Source organism: Bacillus sp. z14 (2026) (assembly GCF_058313575.1).
The window spans coordinates 563,435-576,777 of record NZ_JBZFQK010000002.1; the positions used below are offsets into that span (position 1 = coordinate 563,435).

Below are 13,343 nucleotides of genomic sequence, written 5' to 3' on the forward strand. Positions count from 1 at the left end.
GACATAGCGTATTATTTTAGTAGCTTAATTTTCTGAAATAAAACAGAATGAATTGGTCAGATGTGAGAAAATTCTTTTTTTATATGATATATGCTACAAATTTGACTTTTCTAGGCGTTCATATTGGTGTAGACTTGTAGTTAATAAGGTAATATGAAATAACAAATTGTTTTTCTGAAATATTTCTTATCATTAAAAAACAGACATTCTTTATACATTCTGATATTTCACATGAAATAACAGGATAATAAAGGGTTTTGGCGAATAGTTGTTTTGTAGGGTTTCAAAAAGCTCAAACATAATATAGATAGCTATTAAAGGAGGTGCCAAAGGGTGCACAACAATGAAATTTATGTTAGCCTTGACATCGGTACATCCACTGTGAAAGTGATAATAGGAGAAATGGAAAATGACTCCTTGAACATAATCGGTGTGGGGAATGCAGCATCTGAAGGCTTGAAAAAAGGTCAGATTGTTGATATAGATGAAACTGTCAAATCCATTCGAAAAGCAGTTGAACAAGCTGAAAGAATGGTAGGTATGGAGATTCGTAAAGTGATTGTCGGAATCAGCGCCAATCATATTATGCTTCAGCCATGCCATGGGGTAGTCGCTGTATCCAATGACAATCGAGAGATTACAGAAGAGGATAAAACTCGTGTTAGAGAACAGGCGGAATTAGTTACAATTCCTTCTGATCGAGAAATTATTGATGTTATTCCTGTGCATTACAAAGTGGATGAAATAGATGAAATCAGCGACCCAAAAGGTATGACTGGAGTTCGCCTTGAAATGAGGGGCGTATTAATTACCGGACTCAGAACCATTTTACATAATACCCTTCGCGCTGTAGAACGTGCAGGTTTAGAAATAACTGATATTGCATTGCAGCCTATGGCGGCCGGCTCACTTGTTTTATCCAAGGATGAGCGTAATCTTGGAATAGCCCTAGTTGATATAGGTGGCGGTTCTACACAAGTCGCTGTATTTGAAGATGGGGAGTTAAAAGGAGCTACAGTTATCCCGCTTGGCGGAAATAATATTACAAAAGATATCAGCATTGTGTTAAAAACACCAACTGATGTTTCCGAACAAATTAAAGTTAGACATGGCCATGCATTTATTGATGATGATGCGGAAGAAGAAACATTCACAGTACCGGTGATTGGCAGCGAAAAACAACAGACCTGCAATCAATTTATCGTATCTGATATTATGGAAGATAGATTAACAGAAATCTTTGAAATGGTAGAAGATGCTATAGTGAATATGGGTGTAACTGATTTGCTTGGGGGATATGTTCTCACTGGTGGAGTAGTAAAAACCCCTGGTATACTGGATTTAGCACAAAATATTTTGCAAAATCGCGTTCGTGGAGCGGAACCAAATTACATAGGTGTCAGAGAACCTCAGTACACAACTTCTGTTGGTCTTATCACATATGCATGTAACAAAGCCAGATCGCAAGGCTTGAAGTTAGGAGCGCATACTGTTGCTGCTACCAGAGAAACAACAGAAAAGCGTCCGGCTCAAAAACCAGCTCCAAAAGAAAAAGCACCAAAAAATCCGGAAGATAAAGTGAGTACAAAAATGAAAAAATTCTTCGGAGTATTTTTCGAATAAGGGAAACACTTTACCGAAAATAATAGGAGGACTTTCCATGCTAGAATTTGATACAAATATTGATTCGTTAGCAACGATAAAAGTAATCGGAGTAGGGGGCGGCGGAAATAACGCCGTTAACCGAATGATTGAACATGGCTTACAAGGGGTAGAATTTATTGCGGTTAACACAGATGCCCAAGCTTTGAATCTATCAAAAGCTGAAATAAAAATGCAAATAGGCGGTAAATTGACACGAGGACTTGGTGCAGGCGCCAATCCGGATGTTGGAAAAAAAGCTGCTGAAGAAAGTAAAGAACAAATTGAGCAAGCCCTTCAAGGAGCAGATATGGTATTTGTTACAGCTGGTATGGGCGGTGGTACCGGAACAGGAGCTGCTCCAGTTGTAGCTCAGATTGCCCGTGAATTGGGTGCTCTGACTGTTGGTGTAGTGACAAGACCATTTACATTCGAAGGCCGTAAGCGTTCCACGCAGGCTCAGGGTGGAATTGCGGCTATGAAAGAATCTGTTGATACGTTAATTGTTATTCCAAATGATCGATTATTGGAAATCGTTGATAAAAGTACACCAATGCTTGAAGCTTTCCGTGAAGCAGATAATGTTTTAAGACAAGGTGTACAAGGTATTTCTGATTTAATCGCAGTGCCAGGATTAATTAACCTGGACTTTGCAGATGTGAAAACAATTATGTCCAATAAAGGATCCGCTTTAATGGGAATCGGGGTTGCATCAGGTGAAAGCCGTGCTGCTGAAGCGGCTAAAAAAGCTATCTCCAGTCCATTGCTTGAAACATCCATTGACGGTGCTCAAGGTGTGTTAATGAACATCACTGGAGGAACGAACTTAAGCTTATTCGAAGTTCAGGAAGCTGCCGATATTGTAGCATCAGCCTCCGATCAGGAAGTAAATATGATTTTTGGTTCTGTTATTAATGAGAATCTGAAAGATGAAATTGTAGTAACTGTGATTGCGACTGGCTTCAATGAAATTGAACAACAACGTCCGGCGGCAAGACCGAACTTTGGCCAATCACGCCCTGCTCCTCAAACGAATCCAATCAAGCGCGAAGTACCTAAGCGTGAGGAATCTTATACTTCAGAACCTAGCAGAAATAATCAAGTGAGCAGCAATACTGATGATACACTTGATATTCCGACATTCTTAAGAAATCGTAATCGTCGTAGATAATATATTTCATAGAGGAAGATGATGATGTAATAGTAAATTACATCATCATCTTTTTTTGTTTTTGTAAATATTTTTAATGAGCTGATTTGTAGATTCCCGCTGCAGGGTTTATAGCTCATTCTATGGATTTAGTCCGATAGTTCTATTTCAAACATTTTAATTAAGAATCTGATTGATTATCTCAATTCCTTTTTCCACCCCGATAGTTCTAATAGTTCAAATTAAATATGACTGGTGAAATTTTGCAGTAAATCATCGACAAATACTGATGAAAATATAAATAAAAAACGGTTGCACTCTTTACATGAAGCGACAACCTTTTGGATTATGTCAGGTTATAATTTCTCATATGTTCTATTAAAAAAAGTATGGGGAAACAATATGACTATTTATATTGATGCCATTTGGTTTCTCAATTGGGTCTTTGATACAAGTATATTAGTGTGGACTGCGGTTTTACTAAAAAACCAAATAAAATGGATTAGAATGCTAGCTGGAGGATTAGTGGGATCTATGGTTGTTTGGCTATATATCACTCCCTTTTCCTATTTAGCTGATCAAATTTGGCTGAAAAGCATGGTTTCTATTTTCATGGTTTTAACCGCATTTGGTTTTAGAAGTATCCGAGCATTTTTTAAAAGAGTTGTAACTTTATATGCTGTAACCTTTACAATTGGTGGGATCCTCTTAGGCAGTCACTATTTTTTTAGTTTTGAAGTGACTGAATATTTCAACGGATTCACAAGTGGAGCAGGCAGCTTCGGTGACCCGGTCAGTTGGATTTTTGTTATGATTGGATTTCCATTGGCATGGCATTTTTCAAAAAAGCATATTAACATCCTTGATCTTGCCAAGTGGAATAAAGAGCAGAGGGTTACAATGATTGTTGAAATTAATGGCGTTTCATTTGAATCAGAAGGGCTTGTTGACACAGGAAATCAATTACTCGATCCATTATCCGGTTCTCCTGTAGCAATTATTTCACTCTATGGAAGGGAAACAATGATACCTGCGTCTGTATCCAAGTTAATTGACAAAGGGATCCAGAATTTGCATGGCGATTTTGCTGATTTCCCTGATGAGTGGCAAGAAAAAATGAGAATTATTCCGTGTAAGGTTGTTGGGAATGACAGTCAATTGTTAATTGCATTTAAACCAGATGTCCTATCCATTAAAGTAGCCAATGAATGTCGTGAGGTTCAAAAATGTTTAATTTCTTTTACCATGCAGCAATTATCAGGAGAAGGGCTTTTCGATTCCATTGTTCATCCAAAAATGGTACCGGCCGGTGATTCAGCATCTGCCTCTTAATGTAATAATCACTATACTCATTTCAGGAAGAAAATAGACGTTGAGGATTAGGAAAGGGGTTAAACAATTGAGAAATTTCCGCTTTAGACTATCCTATTATTGGACAAAAGTTTTAGTTAAATTAAAGCTTAAGTCAGATGAAGTGTATTATATTGGCGGCAGTGAGGCTCTTCCACCGCCACTCAGTAAGGAAGAGGAAGAAATATTAATTCATAAACTGCCTGCTGGAGATGAAACAGCAAGATCTATGCTAATTGAACGAAATCTTCGTTTAGTTGTATACATAGCACGTAAATTTGAGAATACAGGTATTAACATTGAAGATTTAATCAGTATTGGCACAATCGGCCTTATTAAAGCTGTAAATACCTTTAATCCCGAAAAGAAAATAAAGCTGGCGACATATGCATCAAGATGTATAGAAAACGAAATTTTAATGTATTTACGACGGAACAGTAAAACACGTTCCGAAGTCTCATTCGATGAACCGCTGAATATTGATTGGGATGGGAATGAATTGCTTTTATCAGATGTATTAGGCACAGATGATGATATCATCACAAAAAACTTAGAGACAAGTATTGATAAAAAACTTTTGGCTAAAGCACTGGAACAATTGAATGATCGGGAAAAGCAGATTATGGAATTAAGATTTGGCCTAGTTGGCGGAGAGGAAAAAACACAAAAGGATGTTGCTGATTTACTGGGGATATCGCAATCCTATATCTCCCGTCTTGAGAAGCGAATTATAAAAAGGCTTAGAAAAGAATTTAATAAAATGGTTTAAGGAAGGTGTAAAAAATATTTAGTCGTATAAAAGCTTTATGAATCAGGGAGTTTTCATTTAGTCACTATACGGAAATAATTTTTATGTGCATATAATTCCCTCCCGCGGAGATACTTTACTTTGTACAGCAGCTCCTGCTAGGAGGGAATGGATTGACACGAAACAAAGTAGAAATATGTGGTGTGGATACATCAAAATTACCTGTTTTAAAAAATGATGAAATGCGAGAGTTGTTTAAACAGATGCAATCTGGAGAATCATCATCAGCACGGGAGAAGTTGGTTAACGGTAATCTTAGACTTGTCCTAAGTGTCATTCAGCGCTTTAATAACAGGGGTGAGTATGTTGATGACCTCTTCCAGGTTGGATGCATTGGTTTAATGAAATCGATTGACAACTTTGACTTAAGTCAGAATGTAAAATTTTCCACGTATGCTGTACCAATGATCATTGGGGAAATTCGCCGTTATTTACGGGATAATAACCCGATTAGGGTTTCCAGATCGTTGAGAGATATTGCATACAAGGCTTTACAGGTCAGAGAGAGACTGATGAGTGAAACATCGAGAGAACCGACATCTGAAGAAATTGCAAAAGCTCTTGATGTTACGTATGAAGAGGTAGTATTTGCACTAGATGCAATCCAGGACCCGGTGTCATTATTTGAACCTATTTACAATGATGGAGGCGATCCAATCTTTGTAATGGATCAGCTCAGTGATGAGAAGAGTAAAGATAGCACATGGATTAATGAGATTGCATTAAAAGATGGCATGCGCAGGTTAAATGAGCGTGAGAAAATGATCCTTAAGAAACGTTTCTTCCAAGGGAAAACGCAAATGGAAGTTGCTGAGGAAATCGGAATTTCACAGGCACAGGTATCCCGCTTGGAAAAAGCGGCTATTCGCCAAATGAATAAAAATATCTAGCTGCTGATCAATGAACTTATAATTAAATATGTATTGCCCTTAAGCTATCCTCGTTTGCAGGATAGTTTTTATTTATATTTAAGCCTATTTATTATAGCTGGGCCTCCAATCCTTATGTAAAAAAAGGAACTCAAAATTCTTGCATCACCTGCATCTGTTATTAAAGATTTTATGGTTTTGTAGATAGCCAGATATGAAAGAAACTAAATCCTTTTTTTATAACGTTCAAGATTTGATGGATAGGAGGGCGTGCCAGAGAGAGAAGTTCTTTATTGTTCTTTCCATTCATATAATGCCTGTAACTACAGATCCCGAGTGGAGGAGATAGAGTATGATTAAAATTTCTGAGTTACAAGTCAAAGATATCGTAAATACATTCGATGGAAAACGATTGGGCAATGTTGAAGATATTGAAATTAATCTAAGTACTGGGAAAATAGAAAGTATAACGGTAGCAAACAGTAAAATGCTTTCGTTTTTAAATAAAGAGGAAGACACTGTCATTCCGTGGTATAAAATTAAAATGATTGGAGAAGATGTGATTCTTGTGGAATACAAGGGATACGGAAGTTTTAATGAATAGAAGAAGAAAATTATGCGGGATTATGATAAAATGAAAGAAAAATCGAGGGGTATTAGCTTGGAACCATTTGTTCAGTTTTCCGAATCATTTATGTCGATAAAAGGTTGGAAGGATTGGCATCCGAATTTATTGGCGGGATTTACTACGAAGAACGGAGGCATCAGCGATTTTCCGTTTCAGTCGATGAATACAGCTTTTCACGTCTTTGATTTAGATGGAAAAGTAATAGAAAACAGGCGTATTCTAGCTGACCAGCTCCATTTTCCTGTTGAAAGATGGGTTGGAGCTGAGCAGACGCATGAAGCGTCTATTTTGAAAATTGACAAAAGTCATGCCGGGCTTGGTGCTATAGATTATAAAACAGCATTAAAAGCAACGGATGGTTTATATACAAAAGAAAGCGGAATATTATTGACGCTTTGTTTTGCAGATTGTGTACCCGTATATTTTATGGCGCCTAACCATCATTTGATTGGGATTGTACATGCAGGCTGGAAGGGGACGGTTGCTGGCATAGGTTCATCTATGATTGATATCTGGAGACAGGATGAAGGTGTTCAGCCTGAAGAGATATATGCTGCAATAGGGCCATCTATTTGCCAAAACTGTTATACGGTCGACAAAAAAGTAATTAACTATTTAGAGGTTATACTAGAAGAACAGACAAAAACCGCTTATAATCAAATTACGGAGAATCAATATCAGCTTGATTTAAAGCTGGCGAATGCTTTAATTCTTCAGAAAGCCGGTATTTTACCAGAGAATATTATGACAACTGGTTTTTGTACAAGTTGTGATGATTCTTACTTTTTTTCTCACCGACGTGATGAGGGGAAAACTGGTCGAATGTTGGGGTTAATCGGCTGGAAGGAGGAGTAGGATATTGGAAGTGACGGAAAACCTGCAAATCATTCATGAAAAAATCGAGAGTGCTGCAAAACGTGCAGGTCGTAATCCACAAGATATACAAATAATTGCTGTTACAAAATATGTTTCAACAAAACGTGCTCTAGAAGCCTATAAAGCCGGAATTAAAAACTTTGGTGAAAACCGCCCGGAAGGATTAATAGCCAAGCAAGAGGGTATAAAAGAACGACCAGTTTGGCATTTTATCGGTTCGCTTCAAACGAGAAAGGTAAAAACGATCATAAATCGTGTGGACGTTCTACATTCTCTTGATCGCTTATCATTGGCTGAAGAAATAGAAAAGAGAGCCACTCGCCCGATTGACTGTTTTGTTCAGATAAATGTAAGCGGAGAAGATACTAAACATGGAATACAGCCTCAGGTTGCAATTGAGTTTGTACAACAGCTTGCTGAATTTGAAAAAATTAGGGTAATGGGACTTATGACGATGGCTCCTTTCACAGATGATGAAGAAGAAATACGTACTTGTTTCCGTAAACTCAAAGAATTGCAAGTAGTGATACAAAATATGAAGTTGCCCAATGCCCCATGCACAGAACTCTCAATGGGTATGTCTAATGACTATGAAATCGCCATTGAAGAGGGTGCAACCATGGTTAGAATCGGAACTGCCTTGGTAGGGAATGAATAAAAGAGAGGTGTAAATGATGTCTATCGTATCAAAAATGAAAACGTTCTTTGCACTCGAGGATGAAGAATATGAGTATGAGGAACAATATGTTGAAGAAGAAAAAATTCCGGCAAAAGTGAATAAACATGATCAGCAGCAAAAACAACAAAATATAGTGAGTCTTCAAAGCATACAGAAATCTTCTAAGTTAGTATTGCTGGAGCCAAGAGCGTATGCAGATGCTCAGGAGATTGCCGACCATTTAAAAAATCGCCGTGGGGTTGTTGTGAATTTACAAAGGATTTCACCAGACCAGGCTAGAAGAATTGTTGACTTTTTAAGTGGGACAGTCTATGCAATAGGTGGGGATATTCAGCGTATCGGGTCAAATATATTCTTATGTACCCCTGATAATGTTGATGTTTCAGGTTCCATCTCTGGATATGCTCAAGAAGATGAACTGGAGGATATAAGGTGGTAAGTAAATAATGGATATAGTTTTTTATATACTTTATAAAGCAGTAGATATATATTCCTGGGCCTTAATTATTTACATATTAATGTCGTGGTTTCCAAATGCAAGGGATACAGGAATTGGAATGTTTTTAGCACGCATATGTGAGCCGTTTTTGGAACCATTCAGGAGAATTGTACCTTCGCTCGGCATGATTGATATTTCTCCAATTATAGCGATTCTTGTGTTAAATATGGCACGAGTAGGAATCTCCGCGTTGGCAGGCATTTTTTAAGAAGAATGTTAGCTCCCTTTCAAAACAGGGAGCTTTTATATTTTAGCTGGAGGATGTAAATGGATATTTATCAGCATTTTCGTCAGGAAGAAAGAGAATTTATCGATCAGGTGCTTGGATGGATTGATCAAGTGCAGGAGCAATATGCCCCTAAACTGACAGATTTTCTTGACCCCAGAGAATCAGAGATTGTAAGGATGCTAATTGGTACAAATGGAGATGTACTTGTTTCCTTTTTTGGAGGAAGCGAAGCGGCCGAGCGGCAAAGAGCGCTCCTCTATCCGGACTATTATGAACCGCAAATCGAGGATTACGAACTGACCATTTATGAATTGTTTTATTCTGCAAAATTTACGACACTGAAACACAGGCAGATTCTTGGCACGTTAATGTCTGTTGGCTTAAAGAGAGAAAAATTTGGTGATATATGGATTGAAGGCGAGCGAGTACAATTCGTTGTTGCAAAAGATGTAGCATCCTATCTGGAGATGAATATATCTAAAATGGGCAATGCGGGTGTAAAGTTTCAGGAAATACCTGCTGATCAGGCCATGACTGTTACGGAACAATGGAAGGAATGCCAAGTGACAGTTTCCTCCATGAGAATTGATACGATATTGTCGGCTATCGCCAATATTTCGAGGCAAAAGAGCCAAACACTCGTACAGCAGGGGCGTGTTAAGGTAAACTGGAAACAAGTCGATAATCCATCATATGAAATCAGAGAAAGTGATGTGTTATCCACTCGTGGGATAGGGAGAATGAAGATATTTTCCATTGAAGGAAAAACAAAGAAAGATAAATGGAAAATAAAGTGTGGTATACAAAAATAATCAGGAATTTAGAAGGAATATCACCATTACTGTCGAAAGCATAGTATAATAATTAAGAGAAGAATCAGTATTCGGAGGTGCAGTCTATGCCATTATCACCGCTAGACATACATAACAAGGAATTCGGCAGAGGATTCCGCGGTTACGATGAAGATGAAGTAAATGAGTTTCTTGACCAAATAATTAAAGATTACGAGTTGGTCCTTCGAGATAAGAAAGATCTTGAAGCTAAAGTGGAAGAGTTGGAACAACGCCTTGAGCATTTCTCCAACATTGAGGAAACGTTGAATAAATCAATCGTCATTGCTCAGGAAGCCGGAGAAGATGTCAAACGAAATTCTCAAAAAGAGGCTAAATTGATTATGAAGGAAGCAGAAAAAAATGCTGACCGAATTGTCAATGAGGCATTATCTAAAGCAAGAAAAATTGCTATTGAAATTGAAGACCTTAAAAAGCAATCTAAAGTATTCAGAATGCGTTTTAAAATGCTTGTTGAAGCCCAGCTTGATTTATTAAACAGTGAAGATTGGGATAAACTTCTTAAATATGACGTGGATGCCACTGAATTTGATATCGACCTGAATGAAGAAGAAATGTAAGGTCTTGACTTTATCGTAAGTTATTGAATATAATATTTTAACAAATCTATTCAAAAAATGATAAAACGAAGACGGGAACAGTACATCAGATTATACTTTTTGTAGCGAGCCGGGGAAGGTGGGAGTCCGGTAAAAGAATCTGGATGGAAGATCATCCCTGAGTCTGCTTTTGAACCCAGCTTGGCTGGCAGTAAATAGTGGCGAGTCATTCACGTTACGAATACCAAGAGGAATATTGTCAGGCAATATTCTAAAAGGGTGGTACCGCGGAAATATAGCCTTTTCGTCCCTTTACCGGGATGAAAAGGCTTTTTTGTATTTATTTATGAAAATAGTTTAACCGAAGTTTAAGGAGTGAATGGAATGGAATTTAAAGACACATTATTGATGCCTAAAACAGAATTTCCAATGCGTGGGAATTTACCAAAAAGAGAACCGGAAGTTCAAGCAGGTTGGGAAGAAAAAAATATTTACAAATTAGTACAGGAGCGCACGAAGGACCTTCCTAAATTTGTGCTGCATGACGGACCTCCTTATGCGAATGGAAACATTCATATCGGGCATGCAATGAATAAAATCTTAAAGGATTTTATTGTTCGCTTTAAATCAATGAATGGTTATAATGCGCCATATGTACCAGGTTGGGATACTCATGGTTTACCAATTGAAACAGCTCTAACTAAAAACAAAAAAGTAAATCGTAAGGAAATGACAATCGCTGAATTCCGTAAACTTTGTGAGGAATATGCTTATACACAAATTGATCAGCAGCGCACTCAATTTAAACGTTTAGGTGTAAGAGGAGACTGGAAAAATCCATACATCACACTGAAACCTGAATATGAAGCTGAGCAAATCAAAGTTTTCGGTGATATGGCGAAAAAAGGCTATATCTATAAAGGATTAAAACCGGTTTATTGGTCTCCTTCCAGTGAATCTGCACTAGCTGAAGCGGAAATCGAATACCACGACAAGAAATCAGCATCTATCTTTGTTGCATTTGATGTGAAGGACGGCAAAGGAGTAGTGGAAGAGGGAGCGAAGTTCATTATTTGGACAACGACACCTTGGACCATTCCAGCTAACCTTGGAATTGCTGTTCACCCACGCCTTGATTATGTACTTGTGAATGTGGATGGTACAAAATATATTGTGGCTGAAACATTATTGCCTTCCGTTAAAGAAACACTTGGATGGGAGAATGCTGAAGTTGAGAAGACTGTTAAAGGTGCTGAACTGGAATATGTAGTCACTAAACATCCATTGTATGACCGTGACTCACTTGTTATTTTAGGAGAGCATGTAACCACTGATGCAGGTACAGGTTGTGTTCATACTGCGCCAGGACATGGTGAAGATGACTTTATCGTAGGTCAGAAATATAATCTTGGAGTACTCTGCCCAGTGGATGGAAAAGGCCATATGACTTCTGATGCTCCTGGATTTGAAGGATTATTCTATGATAAAGCAAACAAAGAAATCACGGATAAACTCGAGGAAGTCGGTGCTCTGTTAAAACTTGATTTCATTACACACTCTTATCCGCATGATTGGAGAACGAAAAAGCCAACAATTTTCCGTGCAACTGACCAATGGTTTGCTTCAGTTGATGATATCCGTGAAGACCTATTGCAGCAGATCAAAGAAACTAAATGGGTACCTGCATGGGGTGAAACGAGATTATTTAACATGATTCGTGATCGTGGAGACTGGTGTATTTCCCGTCAGCGTGCATGGGGCGTACCGATTCCGGTGTTTTATGCAGAAAATGGTGAAGCAATCATTACGGATGAAACGATTAAGCATGTATCCGATTTATTCCGACAATACGGTTCCACTGTTTGGTTTGAGAAAGACGCAAAAGATCTTCTCCCAGAAGGCTTTACACATGAAGGCAGCCCTAATGGCTTATTTACGAAAGAAACAGATATTATGGACGTATGGTTTGACTCTGGCTCCTCCCATCAATCAGTTCTTGAAGCAAGAGAAGATTTGAGAAGACCAGCTGACCTTTACCTCGAGGGTTCAGACCAATATCGTGGATGGTTTAATTCCTCTTTGATAACGTCAGTTGCTGTTACTGGTAAAGCTCCTTACAAGGAAGTATTAAGCCACGGATTTACACTTGATGGAGAAGGCCGTAAAATGAGTAAATCCCTAGGAAACACAATTGACCCATTAAAAGTTATTAATCAAATGGGTGCAGATATTCTGCGTCTTTGGGTTGCGAGTGTCGATTACCAGGCTGATGTACGTGTTTCTGATAATATTCTGAAACAAGTATCCGAAGTATATCGTAAAATTCGTAACACATTCAGATTCCTGCTTGGAAACCTGAGCGGATTTAACGCAGAGCATGATGCGGTTTCTTACGAAAATCTTCGTGAAGTGGACCAATATATGCTCATTAAGTTAAATGATTTGGTTGATCAGGTAAAACAATCCTATGACAATTATGAATTTGCTGATATCTATAATGGTATCAATAATTTCTGTACACAGGATTTAAGTTCCTTCTATCTGGATTATGCAAAGGATATTCTATACTGCGATGCGGAAAACAGTGATGGCCGCCGTGCAATTCAAACTGTACTGCATGAATGCGTTATGAAGCTAGTTAAATTGATTGCTCCTATTCTGCCGCATACAGCTGATGAAGTTTGGACTTTTATCGATGATGCTGATGCAGAGAGCGTACAATTAACAGATATGCCGTCGGTTGAAAATTATCCAAATAGTACAGCTGTTAAAGCGAAATGGGATTTGTTCATGAATTTACGTGATGATGTCCTTAAAGCGCTTGAAGAAGCAAGAAATTCAAAAGTAATTGGTAAATCATTAAATGCGAAAGTAGCATTGTATGTAAGTGAAGAAACAAAAGATTTGCTTGAAAGCATTGAAGAAAGCCTTGAACAATTATTTATCGTTTCTTCAGTGGAAGTTGCCGGATACATTTACGATGCACCGGAAGAAGCTATTAAGTTAGAGCATGCGGCAATTTTAGTCACAAAAGCAGATGGAGAAACTTGTGAACGTTGCTGGAATATCAGTGAAGAGGTTGGTACAATTGAAAAACACCCAACTTTATGTGAACGCTGCTCCACAGTGGTAGTTAACGAATATCCAGAACTCGGATAATCGAGTATTTTAAAATGATAGAGAGCCGATTTCCTGAGTGCTTATGCAATCAGTGAAAAGTGAGG

General features: G+C 38.1%; 13 protein-coding genes and 1 other annotated feature. All 13 genes read left to right on the forward strand.

Going from position 1 to position 13,343, the window contains the following annotated elements; translation table 11 throughout:
• The first annotated feature begins 333 nt into the window (after window positions 1–333).
• The 13 genes from ftsA to ileS all read left to right on the forward strand — a co-directional run bounded on the left by ftsA (window position 334) and on the right by ileS (window position 13,278).
• Window positions 334–1,623 (forward strand): cell division protein FtsA, encoded by a 1,290-nt coding sequence (ftsA, locus tag AC4G3O_RS08795; RefSeq protein ID WP_139891296.1) that lies wholly within the window; start codon window positions 334–336, stop codon window positions 1,621–1,623.
• Between the two features lie 37 nt (window positions 1,624–1,660).
• Window positions 1,661–2,812, forward strand: coding sequence for a cell division protein FtsZ (gene ftsZ, locus AC4G3O_RS08800; protein WP_066100689.1), 1,152 nt, complete (start codon window positions 1,661–1,663; stop codon window positions 2,810–2,812).
• A gap of 381 nt (window positions 2,813–3,193) precedes the next feature.
• A complete protein-coding gene (gene spoIIGA, locus AC4G3O_RS08805; RefSeq protein ID WP_066100686.1) occupies window positions 3,194–4,123 on the forward strand; it encodes a sigma-E processing peptidase SpoIIGA in 930 nt (309 codons plus the stop codon).
• A 67-nt stretch (window positions 4,124–4,190) separates the two neighbouring features.
• Window positions 4,191–4,910 carry an RNA polymerase sporulation sigma factor SigE gene (gene sigE, locus AC4G3O_RS08810; RefSeq protein WP_066100683.1) on the forward strand — a complete coding sequence of 240 codons (720 nt, stop codon included), beginning with the start codon at window positions 4,191–4,193 and terminating at the stop codon, window positions 4,908–4,910.
• A gap of 152 nt (window positions 4,911–5,062) precedes the next feature.
• Window positions 5,063–5,839, forward strand: coding sequence for an RNA polymerase sporulation sigma factor SigG (gene sigG / locus AC4G3O_RS08815; RefSeq protein WP_066100680.1), 777 nt, complete (start codon window positions 5,063–5,065; stop codon window positions 5,837–5,839).
• A 331-nt stretch (window positions 5,840–6,170) separates the two neighbouring features.
• The gene (locus AC4G3O_RS08820) at window positions 6,171–6,422 is read left to right on the forward strand and encodes a YlmC/YmxH family sporulation protein (RefSeq protein ID WP_066100677.1); all 252 of its coding nucleotides are present in this window, start codon (window positions 6,171–6,173) and stop codon (window positions 6,420–6,422) included.
• A 12-nt stretch (window positions 6,423–6,434) separates the two neighbouring features.
• Window positions 6,435–7,301, forward strand: coding sequence for a peptidoglycan editing factor PgeF (pgeF, locus tag AC4G3O_RS08825; RefSeq protein ID WP_491136072.1), 867 nt, complete (start codon window positions 6,435–6,437; stop codon window positions 7,299–7,301).
• Window positions 7,302–7,305: 4 nt separating this feature from the next.
• Complete coding sequence (locus tag AC4G3O_RS08830) at window positions 7,306–7,980, forward strand: YggS family pyridoxal phosphate-dependent enzyme (protein WP_066100674.1); 675 nt, start codon at window positions 7,306–7,308, stop codon at window positions 7,978–7,980.
• Between the two features lie 16 nt (window positions 7,981–7,996).
• Window positions 7,997–8,440, forward strand: a complete 444-nt coding sequence (locus AC4G3O_RS08835; protein WP_148629545.1) for a cell division protein SepF — start codon at window positions 7,997–7,999, stop codon at window positions 8,438–8,440.
• Between the two features lie 7 nt (window positions 8,441–8,447).
• Entirely contained in the window at window positions 8,448–8,708 is a 261-nt protein-coding gene (locus AC4G3O_RS08840; RefSeq protein ID WP_066100670.1) for a YggT family protein, read from the forward strand.
• Between the two features lie 59 nt (window positions 8,709–8,767).
• Window positions 8,768–9,541 carry a YlmH family RNA-binding protein gene (locus tag AC4G3O_RS08845; RefSeq protein ID WP_148629546.1) on the forward strand — a complete coding sequence of 258 codons (774 nt, stop codon included), beginning with the start codon at window positions 8,768–8,770 and terminating at the stop codon, window positions 9,539–9,541.
• A gap of 86 nt (window positions 9,542–9,627) precedes the next feature.
• Complete coding sequence (locus tag AC4G3O_RS08850) at window positions 9,628–10,140, forward strand: DivIVA domain-containing protein (protein WP_066100664.1); 513 nt, start codon at window positions 9,628–9,630, stop codon at window positions 10,138–10,140.
• Window positions 10,141–10,199: 59 nt separating this feature from the next.
• Window positions 10,200–10,434: a binding site (T-box leader), on the forward strand.
• A 69-nt stretch (window positions 10,435–10,503) separates the two neighbouring features.
• Window positions 10,504–13,278 carry an isoleucine--tRNA ligase gene (ileS, locus tag AC4G3O_RS08855; protein ID WP_491136073.1) on the forward strand — a complete coding sequence of 925 codons (2,775 nt, stop codon included), beginning with the start codon at window positions 10,504–10,506 and terminating at the stop codon, window positions 13,276–13,278.
• Window positions 13,279–13,343 lie beyond the last annotated feature (65 nt).